19 protein-coding genes, 2 tRNA genes and 1 pseudogene are annotated in these 18,515 nt (G+C 63.1%); 6 read left to right on the top strand and 16 right to left on the bottom strand.

All coding sequences use genetic code 11. From position 1 onward, the window contains the following. Window positions 1–278: 278 nt before the first annotated feature. Genes G3480_RS27895 through istB form a run of 4 tightly spaced genes read left to right on the top strand, consistent with a single transcriptional unit; the run spans window position 279 to window position 3,426 of the window. On the top strand, window positions 279–1,181 hold the full coding sequence (locus G3480_RS27895) for an FYVE zinc finger domain-containing protein (protein ID WP_206171718.1): 903 nt from the start codon (window positions 279–281) through the stop codon (window positions 1,179–1,181). Further along, on the top strand, window positions 1,178–2,146 hold the full coding sequence (gene istA, locus G3480_RS27890; RefSeq protein ID WP_206171717.1) for an IS21 family transposase: 969 nt from the start codon (window positions 1,178–1,180) through the stop codon (window positions 2,144–2,146). Before G3480_RS27895 ends, istA begins: the two co-directional genes overlap by 4 nt. Then, entirely contained in the window at window positions 2,147–2,668 is a 522-nt protein-coding gene (locus G3480_RS27885; protein ID WP_206171716.1) for a Mu transposase domain-containing protein, read from the top strand. Further along, window positions 2,665–3,426, top strand: coding sequence for an IS21-like element helper ATPase IstB (gene istB, locus G3480_RS14385; protein WP_164654583.1), 762 nt, complete (start codon window positions 2,665–2,667; stop codon window positions 3,424–3,426). The genes G3480_RS27885 and istB overlap by 4 nt, the downstream gene beginning before the upstream one ends. On the opposite strand, the gene G3480_RS29550 is transcribed toward istB, so the two are convergent. From G3480_RS29550 to G3480_RS14350, 8 genes and pseudogenes are all read right to left on the bottom strand, one after another. Next, window positions 3,380–3,649: a hypothetical protein gene (locus G3480_RS29550; RefSeq protein WP_420824625.1), complete on the bottom strand. Its 270-nt coding sequence runs from the start codon at window positions 3,647–3,649 to the stop codon at window positions 3,380–3,382. The genes istB and G3480_RS29550 overlap by 47 nt on opposite strands. Further along, complete coding sequence (locus G3480_RS14380; RefSeq protein ID WP_164654582.1) at window positions 3,637–3,813, bottom strand: hypothetical protein; 177 nt, start codon at window positions 3,811–3,813, stop codon at window positions 3,637–3,639. Before G3480_RS14380 ends, G3480_RS29550 begins: the two co-directional genes overlap by 13 nt. A 556-nt stretch (window positions 3,814–4,369) precedes the next feature. Beyond that, window positions 4,370–4,445, bottom strand: a tRNA-Phe gene (locus G3480_RS14375). A 272-nt stretch (window positions 4,446–4,717) separates the two neighbouring features. Then, window positions 4,718–4,990 carry an oxidative damage protection protein gene (locus G3480_RS14370; RefSeq protein WP_164654581.1) on the bottom strand — a complete coding sequence of 91 codons (273 nt, stop codon included), beginning with the start codon at window positions 4,988–4,990 and terminating at the stop codon, window positions 4,718–4,720. Window positions 4,991–5,003: 13 nt separating this feature from the next. Beyond that, a complete protein-coding gene (gene mutY, locus G3480_RS14365) occupies window positions 5,004–6,065 on the bottom strand; it encodes an A/G-specific adenine glycosylase (RefSeq protein WP_164654580.1) in 1,062 nt (353 codons plus the stop codon). Further along, on the bottom strand, window positions 6,062–6,385 hold the full coding sequence (locus tag G3480_RS14360) for a putative signal transducing protein (protein ID WP_164654579.1): 324 nt from the start codon (window positions 6,383–6,385) through the stop codon (window positions 6,062–6,064). The genes mutY and G3480_RS14360 overlap by 4 nt, the downstream gene beginning before the upstream one ends. 8 nt (window positions 6,386–6,393) lie before the next feature. Then, window positions 6,394–6,467 (bottom strand) — tRNA-Gly (locus G3480_RS14355). Window positions 6,468–6,511: 44 nt separating this feature from the next. Next, window positions 6,512–8,328 (bottom strand): annotated as a pseudogene (locus G3480_RS14350) (AMP-dependent synthetase/ligase). A gap of 256 nt (window positions 8,329–8,584) precedes the next feature. On the opposite strand from G3480_RS14350, the gene G3480_RS14345 reads away from it, so the two are divergent. Together G3480_RS14345 and G3480_RS14340 are read left to right on the top strand one after the other, a co-directional pair. Beyond that, a complete protein-coding gene (locus G3480_RS14345; RefSeq protein WP_164654578.1) occupies window positions 8,585–9,676 on the top strand; it encodes an efflux RND transporter periplasmic adaptor subunit in 1,092 nt (363 codons plus the stop codon). Beyond that, on the top strand, window positions 9,669–12,941 hold the full coding sequence (locus tag G3480_RS14340; RefSeq protein WP_164654577.1) for an efflux RND transporter permease subunit: 3,273 nt from the start codon (window positions 9,669–9,671) through the stop codon (window positions 12,939–12,941). The genes G3480_RS14345 and G3480_RS14340 overlap by 8 nt, the downstream gene beginning before the upstream one ends. Before the next feature lie 428 nt (window positions 12,942–13,369). Here the strand turns inward: G3480_RS14340 and G3480_RS14335 are convergent, their stop codons facing one another. From G3480_RS14335 to tpx, 8 genes are all read right to left on the bottom strand, one after another. Further along, a complete protein-coding gene (locus tag G3480_RS14335; protein ID WP_164654576.1) occupies window positions 13,370–13,660 on the bottom strand; it encodes a type II toxin-antitoxin system RelE/ParE family toxin in 291 nt (96 codons plus the stop codon). Beyond that, on the bottom strand, window positions 13,645–13,833 hold the full coding sequence (locus G3480_RS14330) for a hypothetical protein (protein WP_164654575.1): 189 nt from the start codon (window positions 13,831–13,833) through the stop codon (window positions 13,645–13,647). Before G3480_RS14330 ends, G3480_RS14335 begins: the two co-directional genes overlap by 16 nt. 69 nt (window positions 13,834–13,902) lie before the next feature. Beyond that, the gene (gene moaD, locus G3480_RS14325) at window positions 13,903–14,157 is read right to left on the bottom strand and encodes a molybdopterin converting factor subunit 1 (protein ID WP_164654574.1); all 255 of its coding nucleotides are present in this window, start codon (window positions 14,155–14,157) and stop codon (window positions 13,903–13,905) included. Between the two features lie 15 nt (window positions 14,158–14,172). After that, the gene (locus G3480_RS14320) at window positions 14,173–15,426 is read right to left on the bottom strand and encodes a molybdopterin molybdotransferase MoeA (RefSeq protein ID WP_164654573.1); all 1,254 of its coding nucleotides are present in this window, start codon (window positions 15,424–15,426) and stop codon (window positions 14,173–14,175) included. 11 nt (window positions 15,427–15,437) lie between these two features. Continuing rightward, window positions 15,438–15,968, bottom strand: a complete 531-nt coding sequence (gene moaB / locus G3480_RS14315; RefSeq protein WP_164654572.1) for a molybdenum cofactor biosynthesis protein B — start codon at window positions 15,966–15,968, stop codon at window positions 15,438–15,440. Between the two features lie 124 nt (window positions 15,969–16,092). After that, entirely contained in the window at window positions 16,093–16,464 is a 372-nt protein-coding gene (locus G3480_RS14310) for a diacylglycerol kinase (RefSeq protein ID WP_164654571.1), read from the bottom strand. Further along, window positions 16,457–17,926: an aminomethyl-transferring glycine dehydrogenase subunit GcvPB gene (gcvPB, locus tag G3480_RS14305; RefSeq protein WP_164654570.1), complete on the bottom strand. Its 1,470-nt coding sequence runs from the start codon at window positions 17,924–17,926 to the stop codon at window positions 16,457–16,459. Before gcvPB ends, G3480_RS14310 begins: the two co-directional genes overlap by 8 nt. Before the next feature lie 73 nt (window positions 17,927–17,999). Then, window positions 18,000–18,497, bottom strand: a complete 498-nt coding sequence (gene tpx, locus G3480_RS14300) for a thiol peroxidase (RefSeq protein WP_164654569.1) — start codon at window positions 18,495–18,497, stop codon at window positions 18,000–18,002. Window positions 18,498–18,515 lie beyond the last annotated feature (18 nt).

Genomic DNA, 18,515 nt, shown 5'->3' with positions numbered 1-18,515 from the left:
TGCGCACCACCAACCCGATCGAATCCAGTTTTGCGACCGTGCGCCATCGCACGCACCAGACCAAGAATTGCGTCACCTGTCAGCGCCGACCTGAAACTGTAGTCCTTTAGCCGGCTTGAATCTGTCTAGGAAAGTCTTCTTCATCTTCTTCGCCCCCTCTTTTTTCATCCTCTTCTTCCGCCTTTGGATCTTCTTCCACCTTTTTCGTTGAGGGCATTGCACGGTGCCAAGACGCCCTGTCGTCACCGATGCTTGGGGTAGCTCGGAGGGTTACCCAAGTGAAACGACGAAGACAGCGCAAGTGCTTGCACTGCGGCGAATTATTTCATCCCGATGCGCGCAATACCGACCACCAGCGTTACTGCGGCAAGGTGGAGTGTCGGCGGGCGAGCAAGGCGGCGAGCCAACGCCGCTGGCTGAGCAAAGCCGCCAATCGGGACTACTTCCGCGGTCCGGCCAATGTCGAGCGGGTGCGCGCCTGGCGCGCCGAGCACCCCGGGTACGGGCGGCGCGGACAGGCGTTAGAGGGCACGGCGTTACAAGATGACTGCACGGCGCAAGTCGTTGAAAAAGCGAGCGAATCAGCGCTCTTTGCGCAGAGCGGGCTACAAGATCTCTTCAGCGCGCAACCCATTGTCTTGATTGGGCTTATCGCCAACTTAACCGGTTCGGCGTTGCAAGAAGATATCGCGCGCAGCGCGCGGCGGTTCCAACAATTGGGGCAGGACAGTCTCAGTGGCGGGACGCCGCGCGTTGGAGAGACCTGCGATGCACAAAACCCTGTTGATTCCATCCCGCCGGCGCCGGGTGCCGCGCCAGTTCAGTTGGGTCATCAGCACCTGGTCCGTGAGGGCGACATCGGGCGCTGTGGGGCGCCTGCCCTGGCGCTGTATTTGTTCTTGGTCACGGTGGCCGATGCCGAGGGGTTGAGCGACTACGGCGAGCGCGCCTTGGCCGCGCGCCTCGGCTGGCCTGAGGCGCAGGTGCGTGCGGCGCGCGAGGAGCTGGTGCGTGCCGACTTGATCGCCTTCCAGGCGCCGCTCTATCAGGTGTTGTCACTGGATCGGGCGGCGGCCATGGCCTCGGTGGGCGAGGCGCCGCTGTCGCCGCCCTCGCCCAGGGCGCGCGCGGGCGGGGAGCTGCGCACGCTGCGCGCGATCCTGCGCGAGGTGGCCCCATGATCGACGACCAGACCTATTGCGCGATCCACGACCATCAGACCCAGCACGGCCTGAACGCCGCGCAGATCGCCGAGGCGTTGGACCTCGATGCACGCACGGTCAGCACCTGGTTGGCCGGGCCGCGTTTTCGCCAACGCCAGAGCACTCCTCGCACGAGCAAGCTCGACCCCCATAAGGCGACGATCCGCCGCTGGCTGGAAGGCCACCGCTACAGCGCCCAGCAGAGCTTTCAGCGCCTGTGCGAGGAGGAGGACTACCGCGGCGGGATCAGCATCGTCAAAGACTACGTGCGCACGGTGCGCCCACCGTGCACCTCGGCGTTCTTGACCTTGTCCTTCGCGCCGGGCGAATGCGCCCAGGTCGACTGGGGCTCGTGGGAAGCCGTACCCGTGGGTGAGACCCGCCGGCGCTTGTCGCTGTTCGTGATGGTGCTCTGCTACAGCCGGATGCTCTATGTGGAATTCACCCTGAGTCAGACGATGGAGCAGTTCCTCGCCTGCCATCAGAACGCCTTCGCCTTCTTTGGCAACCGCGTCCCCGAGAAGGTGATGGTCGACAATCTCAAGTCGGCCGTGCTGCGCCACACCCGTGGCGAGGCGCCGGTGCTCAATGCGCGCTATGTCGACTTCGCCCAGCACTACGGGTTCCGTGTGATCGCCTGCAACCCGGGCAAGGGTAATGAGAAGGGGCGTGTGGAGTCGGGGGTTGGCTATGTGAAGAAGAATTTCCTCAACGGCCTCGACATCACGGACTTCAGCGCCGTGAATCCGCCCGCCCGGGTATGGATGGACACCATCGCCAACGTGCGCATCCATGGCGAGACCCATCAGCGTCCCGTCGATCGCTTCGCCGAGGAGCGCTCGGTGCTGCACGCCGGGCCAGAGCATCCCTATGACGTCGCCCAGCTGGTGCAGGTGCGTGCCTCGCCGAGCTTTCGGGTGCGCTGGGACACCAATCGGTATTAGGTGCCGGCGGAGTACGCCGGGCAACTGCTGACGCTGAAGGTCTATCCGAAGCGCTTGTGCGTCTATGACCATGAGACGCTCATTGCGCGTCATCCGCGCTGCTGGGATCGCCACCAGGATTTCGAGCTCCCCGACCATCCCAAGGCGTTGCTCGAGCAGCGCCGCGGGGCACGCACGCAGAAGCTGCTCGGGCGCTTCCTGGCCCTTTCGACACAGGCGGAGGCCGATTACAAGGCGTTGGCCGAGCGCCGCCTCAATCCCGAGCACCATGTCCAGAAGATTGTGGCGCTCAGCGAAATCTATGGCGTGGAGGCCACGGCGCGGGCGATGCCCGACGCCTTCACCTATCAGGCCTTCAGTGGCGAGTACATCGCCAATGTCCTCGAGAGCCGTGCGCGCCTGCAGCCCGAGCCAGCCGCCTTGCAGCTCACCCGCCGCCAGGATCTGCTCAAGCTGCAGATGCCTGAAGCGGACTTGAGTCTGTATCAAGCCACCCATAAGCGGCCGCAGGAGCAATCATGACAACGACCACACAGACTCTGAGCACTGAGGCATTGCTCGAGCACTTGGCGTATTTGAAGCTGGCGTTCATGCTTGAGCAGCATGCGCCTCTGGCCCAAGAGGCGGCGCAGGCACACTGGGACCCGATCGCCTATCTGGCGCGTCTGGCCGAGGGCGAGGTGGCGTTACGGCGCGAACGCAGTGTGCAGCGGCGCATCGCCCAGGCGCGCTTTGCGGTGATCAAAACCCTGGAGCAATTCCACTGGACCTGGCCGAAGACGATCAATCGTCTGCAGGTCCAGCACCTGTTTCGGCTGGACTTCCTCACCGAGAAACGCAATGTGATCTTCCTCGGCACCGTCGGGGTCGGCAAGACCCATCTGGCCACCGCGCTGGGCTATGCCGCCTGCCTGCGCGGGCACAGCGTGCGTTTCACCACCGCTATCGAGGTGGTCAATACCCTGGCGGCGGCACAGCGCGCCGGACGTCTGAAGCCGGCGCTCGAGAGCTACCGCAAGCCGGCCGTGCTCATCCTCGATGAATTGGGCTATCTGCCGATCGACAGGACTGGCGCCGACCTGTTGTTTCAGATCATCAGCCAGCGCTACGAGCAGGGCGCCATCGTCATCACCTCCAACCGTGTCTTCAAAGACTGGGCGGAGATCTTCAACCACGATGCCACGCTCACCTCAGCACTCCTCGACCGCCTGCTCCACCACGCCGAAACCATCCTCATCGAGGGGCAGAGCTACCGCATGAAGGACCGTATCGAATCTTGAACCGCCCGCCGCCCACTCCGTCGGGCGGCGCCAAGCCCCAGGCCCCAGGCAGCAATTTCACATCGGCCATTTGGGGACAAAATAACGTCGGCGGTAACACCAGCCGCCCGAAGTCGGTCTCGGCCAGATAGATCACCTCATAGCGGTGGGGGTTGAGCGCCTGCGTGAGCCGCCGCAGGGCGGCGGTCTTGCCTACGCCGGCCTCGCCGGTCAGCAGCCCCACGCCGGGGCTTCGCTCCGCGGCGCGTTGCGCTCATAGCGGCCATGATGATGCAGACCCGCCTTGCCACAGCGCGGACAACGCTCCGGCTTGTAGGCATCGGGATCGTTCTTGAGCAGCACTCGGTGGTGTTCCAGACTCTCGATTCCTGGCAGCATACGCGACATCGGTCGGTCTCCTCTGGTGGCGCGATATCGGTTCCAGGTACCACGTTACCAAAGGACGACCGGCCTCCATGACAGCCGTTCTGTCTCGATCTCGACCGGGGCGTGATCCAACCGAGGTCCTGGCGGACCGTGGGATTTTTCAGACGGCTATGCCTGTTTAAGGGAGGGACGTAACAGCAGGGCGCGCCAATCTCTTTTAGAGGGTAGAAAGGAAAGAACCACCGCTCGGCCATCAGCGCCTTCCAGGACTGTGCGCAGGCGTGCCCCACCTGAGCCGCCTCCCAATCGCTCATGCGTCATCTCCCAGCTGCTTGTTTCTCAGCTTGCCTCCACCGAAAGCATGGCGTTGGTGCGGTGTCTTTTGTGCGTGCCGGGTAAAGTCAGGTCTGACGTTAATGCTGCGGTGCCGAACCCCGGCGAACGACTGCACACCATCATAAAGGCACGGATTGGGAAGGGTACCGGCAGGTACCAATAGAGGTACCACCGCGGGATGCGAATCAGGCGTCCAGACGCAAAAAGACGCGCTCGGAGGCGCGTCTAAATGCTTGATATTTGGTGCCCAGGGGCGGAATCGAACCACCGACACGCGGATTTTCAGTCCGCTGCTCTACCAACTGAGCTACCTGGGCATTCTGCGACTTGGCTATTACGTGGCAAGTCGAGCTGCGTATTAAAGCGATCTTAAGGGCGCGCGTCAAGGTATTTGTTTGCGTTTTTCAGGTAGAGGCTGTGCTCCTCCTGACTTGGGCGGCTTGTCGGGGCTCTAGGCGCGAGGCTGGTGGGCCAGTGAGTGCATTTCTGGGTCTTGGGTCCCGAAGCTTGCGCTTCGGGACCACAAGATCCTATTCGCCCCGTTCGTTCAAGAGCGGCCTCTTTGGTAACAAGGCCTGTGGAGGTTGCCTCATGTCTTCGGGGGTACGAAGCCTGCTGGCGTCTCGACTCCGTCGCCAAAGAAATACTGCTCCATCTGTTCCTCTAAGAACTTGCGTGCCTTGGGATCCATGGGGCTCAAGCGGTTCTCGTTGATGAGCATGGTTTGGTGGCGAAGCCACTCTTGCCAGGCCTGGCGAGAGACATGTTCAAAGATACGTTTCCCTAGATCGCCAGGGTAAGGGGAGCGGTCGAGACCTTCGGCTTCCTGTCCGAGCTTGATGCACTGGACCATTCTGGGCATGGGTTTCTCCAAGCTAGTGTGAATCGTTCTGAAGCTCGGCGAGTATTCGGCCGATCGGTGTCGGCAGTCCGAGCTGCCGCGCATTGGTGACCTGTTCCCAGCGCCGATCGGCTCGCTCCTCTACCAGGCATGGTGCGGTCGCTATCTTGATCGCGGCAACATGGATGGTGAGCCTGTAGTGGCTGAATGTGTGACGTCGCTGCGGCAGCATTTCAACCTCGCTCGGGGCGACTCCAAGATGAGCCTGACACCACTGTTCTGGCGATGTATCCGTCGTCGCTTCGGGCAAGCTCCAGAGTCCGCCCCAAATGCCTGTCGGTGGGCGTTGCTCCATGAGGATCTCTCCATCCCCGTTGCGTATCGCGAGCATCAGTGTGGCTCGCGTGGGCAGGGTCTTGCTCGGTTTGGGGGCGGGGAGTTCTGACTGCCGGCCTTGCAGGCAGGCGATGCAGCTCTGGCGGACGGGGCAGTCTTGGCACGCGGGGCGGTGCCTTGTGCATAGGGTTGCGCCGAGATCCATCATGCCCTGGTTGTAGGCGTCGACGCGCTCATCGGGTGTGCAGCGCTCCGCGAGTTCCCAAAGCCGTGCGAGCACATCGCTCTTACCTGGCCATCCCTCGACGCCGAAGCGGCGTGCGAGCACGCGCTTCACATTGCCGTCGAGTATTGGGTGGCGTTGGCCGCAGGCGAGCGAAAGGATGGCGCCGGCCGTGGAGCGCCCGATTCCTGGTAGGGCCTGGACGGCCGCGAGATCGGACGGAAAGCAGCCGTGATGCTGGTCGCGAATCAGACGCGCGGCGCGATGGAGGTTGCGAGCGCGGGCGTAGTAGCCGAGACCGGACCAGTGCGCGAGCACCTCATCCAAAGGGGCGTCGGCGAGTGCTATTTGGTTCGGAAAACGCGCCATGAAGCGCTCGAAGTAGGGGATGACGACAGCGACTTGAGTCTGCTGCAGCATGATTTCGGAGATCCAAACGCGATAGGGCGTGCGCCTTTGCTGCCAGGGTAGGTCCGTGCGGCCGTGCTCGTCGCGCCAGTGAAGGACGCGCTGTGCGAAGTCTTGGCTCGGGCTCATTCGGGCGTCGGTCTGGCTTGCCCGCAGCGCCAGCAGAGATCGAAGCTCTCGCTGACGGTCTCTCCGCAGCTGCTGCAAGTCCAAGCGCCCTGTGCCACGCGCTGGTTGGCGTCTTGGAGAAAACGATGCAACAGCTCGCGCCCCCGCTCCAGGTCGTCGTCGTGGATGAGCCAGAGGCTAGGGTAGATGTCTGCGGGTAACTCGCCGACCGCGCCGCTCAAGTAGTCACCGAGGATGACGGTCTCGATGAGATGGCGATCCAGAAAGTCGTGCAGGATCTGCGCTTCGATCCGGTCTTGGGCTTGATAGAGTTGTTGCATGGGGGGATTGGAGCGGGTGATGGGAATCGAACCCACGCCATCAGCTTGGGAAGCTGAGGTTCTACCATTGAACTACACCCGCATCGGACGCTTAAGTTTAAGCAGAGTGCCGCAGGATGGCAAGCATCATCCCTCAAAGGCGTACATCGCCTGGATATGCTCCTGATAGCGCTCGACGACCTTCTTGCGCTTGACCTTCATGGTGGGGGTCAAGAGTCCGTTTTCGATCGACCAGGGCTCGAGCGTCAAGGTCACTCGCCGGACCTTGGCGTAGCCGGGGAAGTCCTTGAGCGCGAGTCGGATACGTTTGACGATGTCCTTGTGAAGCTGCGCGTCTTCCAGGCTCTGCGGGCCATCCGGGTCCAAGCCGTACTCTCTGGCCAGCCCACCCCAAAGGTCCGCGTTGAGGACGAGCAGGGCGGAGAGGTGGGATTGTCCTTCGCCGACCACCAGGACCTGCTCGAAGAGCGGATCCATGGCAATGGCCGTTTCCAGGTCGCCGGGCGGCACCTTTTCTCCGTTGGAGAGGACCAGGATGTCCTTGATGCGACCGGTGATGTAGATATGACCGTTTTCGATGTGGGCCTGGTCACCGGTATGCAGCCAGCCGTCGTGAGTCAAGATCTTGGTCGTGGCGGCGTGGTTGTTCCAGTAGCCCTGCATGACGTTGTTTCCTTTGACTAGGAGTTCGTCATCGGCCCCAATACGGACCTGGATGCCCCGGATGGGGACACCGACACTCTCGGGGATGTTGTCTTGCAGTGGGTTGAAGCTCACGACCGGGCTTTTTCGGTGAGGCCATAGCCCTGGATGAGGGGGAGTCCGAGCCCAATGAAAGTGTGGGCGACCCCGGAGGGGAGGGCGGCGCCGCCACTGACGGCCGCCCTGAGTCGGCCGCCGAGCTTCTCGAGGATGGGGGTTCCGACCTTGCGTTTCAGGGCTGGCCAGAGGATCAGGAGCGGATGCCAGCCGCCACGCCCTTGGGCCCTTAGAAAGGCGCGCCAGCCTACCGCGACCGCTAAGCGGAACAGCCAGCGCACGGGGGCAGGGCGCGTCTCGAGCTGGTCGGCGACCTTTTGGTAGAGGCGTTCGAAGACGCGCGGCACCGCGATCATGACGCTGGGCCGGATGCTCTGCATGTCTTCGGCGAGTTGCCCGATCGAGCGCGCGAATGCGACGGTGGAGCCGGACATCAGCGGCAAGTAGTAGCCGCCGGTGCGCTCCAGCATGTGCGAGAGCGGCAGAAAGGATAGGAAGAGGTCTTCACCGTAGACGTTGATCAGGGTCAAGACGGCGTGGGCATTGGTCAGGATGTTGTGGTGGCTCAGCATCACGCCCTTGGGGCGTCCGGTGGTGCCCGATGTGTAGACGATGGTCGCCAATGCTTGGGGCTCATACCCGTGCTGAGTCAAGGGAGGTGCACTGTCGGGGAGCCAGTCCTGGGCGACCACCACCCTGGGGTCGGACGCTGCCATCGCCTGGGCGGCTGGGCTCGTCTCGAGGATAACCACGCGTAGCGGCCAGGGCGCGTCTCCAACGACCTCCGCAAGACGCCGCCAGCGCCCCGCGTCTTGCACGAGCAGTACCTTGACCGCCGCGTCCTGAAGGATATAAGCGGCGTTCTCGGCGCGGTCGTCCGTGTAGAGAGGAACCGTGATGAGTCCGAGCGCGTAGGCGGCCTGGTCGAACATCACCCATTCTGGGCAGTTGCGCAGCAGCATGGCCACACGGTCGCCCGCGTCGAGCGGCTCGCGCGCGAGTGCCTCGCGCCAACGCGCGACCCAATGGCCCATTTCCCGCCAAGTGAGCTGCTGCCAGCCCGTGCCCTTTTGGAAGTGCTGATAGGCCACTCGGTCGGGCGATCGCGAAATCCGTTGCACGAATAGACCGTCTAGCGTTTTGGCGCGGTCGACCGCGATCAAGTCCTCGGACCATTGGCTCACTGAAATTGTCCTCGCGCTGTTGTTCTCTCGCCCTTGTCGTCATGCCGGGCCGCAATGGCGCTTGCTCACATGCGCCGCCCCTTTCCTGTGGGATGCAAAGGGTATAAGTGGGACGCAAACGGTATAAAGGGTGTCATCTTTTTGCAATCCTGGTCTCGGCAGGAGCCGCTGGTTGGCTATATTGATCATTTCGCTTGCATTTTTTGCTGCACATGCAATATTAGTAAAATCTAATATTTAGGGATCCATGAGAGTCATGCTGAATTCGAAGATGATTGCAGCCGTACCCTTGCTGCTTGTCCTCGCGGCGCAGACCGCAATCGGGGCCTCCCTCGAAACCTCACCTGTCCAGTCTCAGGTGCTGCCGCGTGAGTACAAGCTCGACGGCGTGGTCGAGGCCGTCAACCGGACAACCCTTTCGGCCCAGACGCAGGGTCAGGTCGAGGCGATCTTCTACGACGTCGATGATGTCGTAGAAAAAGGCACGGTGCTTGTCCGTCTCAAGGATACCGAGCATCGCGCCCGCGTCGGCCAGGCTGCGGCGGACTTGAAGTCGGCGGCGGCCAGGCTCCAGCAGGCCAAGGATGAGCATGAGCGTGTCGTTGGGCTCTATCGCAAGAAGAACGTGTCCGAGTCCGCGATGGACAAGGCAAAGGCCGATCTGGCGAGCGCCCAGGCGGAGCTGGATGCGGCGACGGCGCGCTTGGAGCAAGCGCAGGAACAGCTCGCCTATACCAAGATTCGCGCGCCTTACTCCGGCATCGTCACCCATCGCCACGTCGAGCTCGGCGAGATCGCCAGTCCGGGCTCACCCGTGATGAGCGGCATCTCGCTCGACGAGCTGCGCGTCATCGTCGATGTACCCCAGAGCATCATCCCGGCGGTTCGCGCGCCGGATCAATCGAAGGCCCGGGTGCGGATCTATCTGCCGGACGATGAGGTTGTAGAGACGGGAGAAATCACCGTGTTCCCCTTCGCTGACCTTGGGTCCAATACCTTCAAGGTCCGTATCGATCTTCCGCCGAAGAACGGTGATCAGCATCAGATCCTCTTTCCCGGGATGCTGGTCAAGACGGGCTTCGTGATTGGCGAAAAATCTGCTTTGACGGTGCCGCGCGCGGCCGTGGTCCATCGCTCGGAGGTCACCGGGGTCTACGTTATCGGTCCCGAGGGGCGGATCTCGTTTCGCCTGGTCCGCCTCGGAAAGATGCTCCCAGATGCCTACGTTGTCCTCGGCGGACTGAGCGAGGGCGAGCAGGTGGCGATGGACCCCATCGCAGCGGGCGTAGCGCTCAAGGCGCAGCTCGAGGCGGCGCGCGCGGACCAAGCGGAGCAGGCGCATGGCTGAGCGGCTGGGTATTTCAGGTCGAATCGCACAGCGGTTTCAGGCCACTGAGATCACGCCACTGCTGGCCCTGGTTGGCTTATTGGCTGGGCTCTTCGCCGTGATGGTCACGCCGCGCGAGGAAGAGCCCCAGATCGACGTGACCTTTGCCGATGTCTTCATTCCCTTTCCGGGGGCCTCGGCCACCGAGATCGAGCATCTGGTTGCCGGACCGGCCGAGCAGGTGCTCTCTGAGATCAAGGGCATCAAGCACGTCTACTCCGTCTCGCGCCCCGGCATGGCCGTGGTGACGGTTCAATATAAGGTTGGCGAGGACAACACCGACGCCGTGGTGCGCCTCTTCAGCAAGGTGCAGTCCAATCAGGACTGGCTGCCGGCGAACCTCGGCGTTGGCGCGCCCATCGTCAAGCCCAAGGGCATTGATGACGTTCCCATCCTGACGGCGACACTCTGGTCGAAGGACGCATCTCTGGGTGCCTATGAGCTGGGCAAGGTGGCCCATGCCATTGAGCAGGAGATCAAGCGTGTCCCTGGAACCCGGGATGTCTACACCCTTGGTGTGCCGGACCAAGTAGTGCGCGTACTGCTCAAGCCTGAGACGCTTGCCGGCTACAACATCGACTTGTCGAACCTGCGCAATGCCCTGCAGGCGGCCAACTTCACACGCGACAACCTGACCGTGACCGCTGACAACGAGGAGATCCTGGTCCAGGCCGGCACCTTCCTCGCATCGGCTGATGAGATCGGTGACCTGGTGGTGGGGCTGCATGGCGGCCGGCCGGTGTATCTGCGCGATGTCGCGACCATCGAGCGCGGTCCGCAGCAGCCGGAGACCTATGTGCGCATGGGGGCGGGCGCGAGCGCCGAGCAAGTTGGTATCCATCTGTTGGGGACGACGCCGGCGGTGACCATTGCCGTTGCCAAGCAGGCGGGCGTGAACGCCGTCGAAGTCGCGCAGAATGTTATCGACCGCTTCGAGCAGCTCCAGGGCATCTTCATTCCAGAGGGTGTCGAGGTCTCCGTCACACGCGACTATGGCGCGACGGCCGACGCCAAGGCCAAGAAGCTGATCAGCAAGCTCGCCTTCGCGACGGCCTCCGTGGTGCTTTTGGTGCTTTTCGCGATCGGTTGGCGTGAGGCCGTGATCGTCGGTGCCGCGGTCATCGTGACCCTGGCACTGACGCTCTTCGCCTCCTGGGCCTATGGCTTCACCCTCAATCGGGTCTCCTTGTTCGCACTGATCTTCTCCATTGGTATCTTGGTGGACGACGCCATCGTGGTCGTGGAGAACATTCACAGGCACATGGCGATGTCAGGCGCCAAACCGGGGCAGAGCCGCTCCGCCTGGCTGCTGGACCTGATGCCTCGAGCGGTCGACGAGGTCGGCGGTCCCACCATTCTGGCTACCTTCACGGTCATCGCGGCCCTCCTGCCGATGGCCTTCGTGACCGGCCTCATGGGCCCCTACATGAGCCCTATCCCCATCAATGCCTCGATGGGAATGCTGATCTCGCTCATGGTGGCCTTCGTCTTCACGCCCTGGATGACGAACTTCATGCTGGGGCGCGGCAAGGCGGCGGGCCATGGCGAGCATCAGCCGTCGCATGAGGGGCCTGGCGCGGGCGGCGGAGCCGGAGCGCTCGATGCCTTGTTTCGGCGTCTCATCGGGCCCTTTCTTGTGGGCCGCAAGGGCATCCTGAATCGGTGGCTACTGCTCGCCAGCGTGCTGGTGCTGATCGGCGGATCCATCTTCCTGGCGGTGAATCGCACCGTCGTGCTCAAGATGCTGCCGTTCGACAACAAGAGCGAGTTTCAGATCGTGCTCGACATGCCGGAGGGTACGAGTCTGGAGCAGACGGCGCGCGTGCTGGCGGAGATGGCCGACTACCTCGCGACCGTGCCCGAGGTCACTGACTACCAGTCCTATGCCGGCTGTGCCGCGCCGATCAACTTCAACGGGCTGGTGAGGCAATACTACCTGCGCGAGGGCGCGCACCTTGGCGACCTGCAGGTGAACCTGGTCGACAAGCACCATCGCGACAAGAAGAGCCATGCGATCGCCCTGGAGCTGCGCGCTCCCTTGCAGGAGATCGCCCTTGCTCATGGCGGTAACGCCAAGATCGTCGAGATTCCGCCTGGCCCGCCGGTGCTGTCGCCCTTGGTCGCCGAGGTCTACGGACTGGACTACGCTGGCCAGATCCGCGTCGCCAAGGAGGTTCGGGGCGTCTTCGAGGGCACCGAGGACATCGTTGATATCGACGACTCGGTTGAGTATCCCGCCACGAAGCTGACCCTGGTCGTGGATCGCGCCAAGGCGGCACGGCTGGGGGTGCAGCAGTCGAGTATCTCCTCTGCCCTGTCCACCGTGCTGGATGGCGAAGACATCAGCTTCCTGCATGGCGCCAATGTCAAATATGCGGTGCCCATTCGGGTCGAGTACAGCGACGCGGACAAGGCGGATCTCGAGCAGGTCCTCGCGCTGCGGGTGCGGGCGTCCTCCGGCGATCTGGTGCCGATCTCGGAGATCGTGCAGGTGGTCGATGGGACCCGTGAGCACAGCATCTACCACAAGGATCTGCTGCCCGTCGTCTATGTGAGCGGCGACATGGCCGGTGAGACGGATAGCCCGCTCTATGGGCTCTTCGAGATCGCCGGGACGCTGAGCGAGGAAATGGGGCTGGCGCAATGGTATCGGCAGGCGCCGACCAATCCCTACGAGTACAGCCTCAAATGGGACGGCGAGTGGCAGGTGACCTATGACACCTTCCGCGACATGGGTATCGCCTATGGTGTCGGGCTCGTCCTGATCTACTTGCTGGTGGTCGCCCAGTTTCGCAGCTATCTGGTGCCGCTCGTCATCATGGCGCCGATCCCGCTGACCCTCATCGGGATCCTCCCTGGACATGCCATCCTGGGCGCCCAGTTCACCGCGACCTCGATGATCGGCATGATCGCCCTTGCAGGCATCATCGTGCGCAACTCCATCCTGCTCGTCGACTTCATCAACCAGCAAGTGCGCGAGGGCGTCGGATTCGAGGAGGCCGTCATTCGCTCCGCCATCGTACGCGCCAAGCCCATCACTCTGACCGCCGTCGCGGCCATGGCCGGGGCCGTCTTCATCCTGGACGACCCCATCTTCTCGGGCTTGGCGGTGTCCCTGTTGTTCGGACTCTTCGTCTCGACCGTGCTGACCCTGGTGGTGATCCCGGTGGTCTACTACGGCGTGATGCGTCAGCGGGTCGAGTGGATCCGGAGTGCCACGGGTTGACCGGGATGAGAGGGCTGTAGCGCTAGCGCGAGGAGGCGCTACTCACTCAGAAAATGCCCATCAATCGTTTCCCGATGCAAGCGATGCCGCCCGAAATCCCCCCTGGCCTCCCTTTGCGAAAGGGGGGAGTTGTTGATGGATACTTCCTGATAAAAGTGGGAGCGGCGCCCTGCCGCGATCGCGCGCCCGTCGCGGCGGGGCGCCGCTCCTACGTCCGAAATCTCCCTCGCCCCCTTTGCGAAAGGGGGGAGTTGTTGATGCACACTTTCTAGCGAGGCTTCGCCTCAGACCGACGAGTCATGCCATCGGGATCGCTATCGGAATCGGGATCGCTATCGTCGGTTCGATCCCGATCCCGGCGGCTTTGGATGGTCGGACGCTGCATCGAAATTTGACTCATCTGCAAGCATTTTGCGCCCTCAAAGATTCTAGTCGGCGTCGTTCGTCCGCTCGTTGTGAATGACTGCGAGCAGATGCAGGTCGTCTCCATGGCGCTCGTAGAGGACACGGAACCCGGCGGCTGGCAGGTCAAAGACTCGGATCTCATCCAGCTCCACCAAGAGTCTTGGTCTGCCAGGTTCATCAAGCAGTGACTCCCCTTGCGCCATAACGCGCTCGACGAGCAGGCGGGCGTGCATGGCGGAGTCTCGCGCGATCCAGGTGGCGATCGCATCAATGTCGTCCACTGCGGTGCGCGACCAGATCAGCTCTCCAGCCATCGGTCCAGCCGCTGCTTGGCTTCGGGATTGAGGTAGGCGCGACCCTGGGCGATATCCTCGCGCCCCTTGCGGGTTTTGGCGATCAGGTAGAGTCGGTACTGGATCTCCTCGAGCGTCGCATCGTCAGGTAGCTGACGCAGCATTTCCATGACCGCCTGCTTGGCATTCTGCATGAGTTGGAGCCCAATCGAGTGACCATGCCGGGAACACTATGCCGGCTGTCGTGCCAGATCAAGTTGGCCTCAGCCACCTGTCACTGGCGGGAAGAAGGCAACCTCATCGCCGTCGCTGATCGGCGTGTCCAGTCGGACGATCGACTGATTGACGGCTGCCATGACGGTTGTGGTCTCGTCCAAGGTCGTGGACCAAAGGTCTCCCCGGCAGCGCAGTGTGGCGAGCAGGTCTCCGACCGTTTGCAAGCCGGCCGGGAGGCTGATCTCCTCGGCGTCGATGCCGAGTGTGTCGCGCAGCCTGGCGAAGTAGAGAATTCGGATCATTGATGCAGTCTCGGGCTAGTGGAGCAGCTCGGCGAAAGGGATGAAGGCGACGCGGTCTCCGCGCTTGATGACCTCGCCGGGCTGGAGCTGGACGAAGCCGTCGGCCCAGGCCACGGAGGAGAGCACGGCGGAGGAGCGACTCGGATAGACCGCGACCTCGAGCGTGCCGTCGTCGCGCGGCTCCAGGCGGGCGCGATGAAACTCCATGCGCTTGTCTGGGCGCGGCCAGTCAAAGCCGGCGGGTAGGCGCAGCTCATGTGGTCCTGGATCATCGGCGATGCCCTGCATGCGCCGAACCAGCGGACGAGCGAAGAGACAGAGGGTGACGAAGAGCGAGACGGGATTGCCCGGACTGCCGAAGAAGGGCGTGCCCTGCACCCAGCCAAAGGCGACCGGCTTGCCCGGCCGGATAGCGACCTGACAGAGGTCCAATGTTCCCAGCTGCTCCACCGCTGGCTTGATGTGGTCCTCCTCACCGACAGAGACCCCGCCGCTGGCGATGATGAGGTCGGCTTGCTCGGCGCCGCGGCGCAAGGCCTCGATCGTGGCCTCCAGGCTGTCCGTGACGATCCCCAGGTCGATCACCTCGCAGCCCCAACCCTGCAAGAGTCCCAAGAGGCTGAAGCGGTTGGAGTTGTAGATCTGGCCAGCGCCGAGCGGCTGGCCTGGCATCACCAGTTCGTCGCCGCTTGAGAAGATCGCGACCTTGAGGCGTTGGTAGACCCTCAGCCGCTCGACACCGACGGATGCGGCCAGCCCAAGGTGCTGAGGTGTGAGCTTGACGCCTGCGGCCATGACCTCGGCGCCAGCCTGGATGTCCTCACCTGCACGCCGAATGTTTGCGCCAGCCTTGCAGTCCAAGGGAATGATGACCTGGTCCGCGCTGGGCTCGCAGATCTCCTGAATGACGACGGTGTCGGTGCCTTGTGGAACAGGCGCGCCGGTGAAGATGCGTGCGGCGGTCCCTGGCTCGAGCGGCTGGCCGGTGGAGCCTGCGGGGATGCGCTGGGAAACCCTCAGCCGACCCTTGCAGGCAGCGAGATCCGCGTGCCGGATGGCATAGCCATCCATGGCGCTGTTGTCCCACCCGGGTACTTGGATGCGGCTGGTGACGGGCTCGGCCAGCACTCGCCCCAAGGCCTGGTTGGTACCAAGGTGCTCCGTCTCGCCGAGTGGCTCGACACGCGAGCGGAGAAAGGCGATGGCCTCGTCTTTCGAAAAGGATTTGCGATTCCCTGGCGGAGGGGCGCAGTCGTGAGCGTCTTTCATGCGATTTGGTCTCAGCGCTCGAGCAGGCGCGGGATAAGCTGGGCGAAATTGCAGGGGCGAGTGCGAATGTCGAGCTGTGGCAGCAGGATGCGCTCCCAAGCGGTCCGGCAGGCGCCGGTCGAGCCGGGCAGGCAGAAGATGAAGGTCCCGTTGGCCAGTCCGGCGAGCGCACGGGATTGCAGGGTCGAGGGACCGATCTCCTCGAACGAGATCTGCCGAAACAGTTCCCCAAAGCCTTCGACTCGCTTGTCCAGCAAGGGCGCAACGGCCTCTGGCGTGCTGTCGCGACCGGTGACGCCGGTTCCCCCCGTGCTCAGGACGACGTTGATGCTTGGGTCGGCGATCCAGCGCGAGAAGAGGGCGCGTAGCTGATAGACATCGTCGCGCACGATCTCCTTGGCCAGGATCTGATGTCCGGCTGTTTCCGCGCTTTCCTGCAAGAACTTGCCGGACCTGTCCTGGTCCTCGGTCCGGCTGTCAGACACGGTCAAGACAGCAATCTGGAGTGGAAGAAATTCCTGCGCTTTGAAGTGATCGCTCATCGTGAAACTCTGGCTTTACTCTGAAAATGCGTGACCTTTGGGTCTGGAAGGCGTCCGCCGGTGGATCGCGATCGACGGGCCGCTCTGGCCGCTTGAGACAGATCCGCTAACAGCCCCCATGGCCTCAAAACAATTTGGGAAGCAGTATCAGGGCCCAGATCACGACACAGAAGGCGATGCTGGAAAGGACGGCGGCGGAGGCGATGTCCTTGGCTCTGCCGGAAAGCTCGTGCTTTTCGAGTCCGACGCGGTCAACATTGGCCTCGATGGCGGAGTTTAGAAGCTCAATGATCGGGACGACCAAGAGACTCCCGATGAGCACCGCCCGCTCGACCGGGCTCTCGCCCAGCCAGATGCCCAGCGGGATGAGTGGGATCAGCAGAAAGACCTCTTGTCGGAAGGCCTCCTCGAACTCGAAGCAGGCCTTCAAGCCGCGCACGGAGTAGCGGAAGGCGTACAGGACGCGACGCCATCCCTTGACGTTGTGATTAGCCATGCGGACCCTCGTTGGCCGCGGGGCGCCAAGCGAGGTCGAGATGCCTGGCCGCGCGCACGTCGTCGAGTCGTCGCACCGGCATGGTGTGCGGGGCGGACTTGACCTTCTCCGGATCCTCTTTCGCCTCTCGCCTGATCGCGATCATGGCCTCGACGAAGCCGTCGAGATCTTCCTTGGTCTCTGACTCGGTGGGTTCGATCAAGAGACACTCCGGGACCAAGAGCGGGAAGTAGGTTGTGGGCGCGTGGTAGCCATGGTCGAGCAGGCGCTTCGCGAAGTCCATGGCATTGACACCAAGCTCCCTGGCCTCGCGCTTCAGGGTGATGATGAACTCATGGCTGGCGCGCCGTTCTGGGTAAGCCGCTTCGAAGCCTGCCTCGCGGAGCCTCGCCATCAAGTAGTTGGCATTGAGGGTGGCGAACTCCGAGACGCGGCCCATGCCCTCGCGCCCGAGCATGCGGGCGTAGATATAGGCTCGCAGCAGGATGCCCATGTTGCCGCCGAAGGCGGTCAGTCGGCCGATGGTCTCCGGGCGCTCCGACTCCGTTAGCCAGTGGTAGTCGTCGCCGTCGCGCGCGACCAAGGGCACCGGCAAGTAGGGCTCGAGGCGCTTGGAAACGCCAACCGGCCCCGCGCCAGGACCGCCGCCGCCATGCGGGGTGGAGAAGGTCTTGTGCAGGTTCATGTGGATGACGTCGAAGCCCATGTCCCCTGGTCGTACCTTGCCGAGGATGGCGTTGAGGTTGGCGCCGTCGTAGTAGAGCAGGCCGCCGGCATCGTGCACGCTGCGCGCGATTGCCTGGATGTTGCGGTCGAAGACGCCGACGGTGCTGGGGTTGGTGAGCATGATGCCAGCGGTCTGCGGGCCGACCGCGGCTTGCAGGGCTTGGATGTCGACATCCCCGTCCGGTCCCGTCGGGATCTCTCGCGCCTTGAAGCCACACATGACGGCCGACGCCGGATTGGTGCCGTGAGCCGCGTCTGGTACCAGGATCTCGGTGCGCGCCTGATCGCCACGCGCCTGGTGGTAGGCGCGGATCATGGCTACGCCGGCGAATTCTCCCTGAGCGCCTGCAGAGGGCGCCAAGGAAACCGCGTGCATGCCGGTGACCTGCTTGAGGATCTCCTGCAGATCGAAGAGGCAGGCCATGAGTCCCTGGCTGTGCGTTTCCGGGGCCATGGGATGGCGTGCCAGGAAGCCGGGCAGCATCGCCAGACTGTTGCAGGCCCTTGGGTTGTACTTCATGGTGCAGGAGCCCAAGGGATAGAAATGGGTGTCGATCGAAAAGTTCTTCTGCGACAGCCGCGTATAGTGGCGTACCGCCTGCATTTCGGAGACTTCTGGCAGCGCGGGAGCTGTGCGTCGCCGCAAGGCCTCGGGAATATCGTTCACCTCGGGTGAGCTGAGCGGTGCCTGGGCAGTCGCGCGGCGACCGGTTCGGGATTGATCGTGAATCAGCATGGCGGAGCTACGCGGGGTCGGTATGGAAGGCCCGACCGGGCCGAGGCTCCGGTCGGGCTCGGGGGGCTAGGTCTCAGAGCGCGGCGAGGGCGGCCTCGTAGTTGGGCTCTTCGGTGATCTCGGGGACGAGCTGGGTGTAGACCACCTTGTTGTCGGCGTCCAAGACGACGACCGCACGGGCGGTGATTCCGGCGAGCGGTCCGTCCTCCATCAGAACCCCATAGTCCTTGGCGAAGTTGCGCGAGCGCATCATCGACAGGCCGATGACGTTGTCGATGCCCTCGGCGCCGCAGAAGCGGCCCATCGCGAAGGGCAGATCCGCTGAAATGACCAGCGCGACGGCATCGCCCTTGCCTGCGATGGCCTCATTGAACTTCTTGGTCGAGGTCGCGCAGACGGGTGTATCCAAGCTGGGGACGATGTTGAGCAGCTTCTTCTTGCCGGCGAAGTCCGCCAATGTCTTGTCGGCAAGATCCTTGTCGACGAGCTTGAAGTCTGGGGCGGCGGCGCCGACGGCTGGTAGATCGCCACTGAGGGCGACAGGGTTACCTTTGAGTGCGGTTGTAGCCATGGATGGTCTCCGGTCGTT

The organism is Thiorhodococcus mannitoliphagus (genome assembly GCF_010915725.1).
Lineage (GTDB): Bacteria > Pseudomonadota > Gammaproteobacteria > Chromatiales > Chromatiaceae > Thiorhodococcus > Thiorhodococcus mannitoliphagus.
The sequence above is the reverse complement of the archived record's forward strand: the minus strand, read 5'-3'. Positions and strand labels throughout refer to the sequence as shown.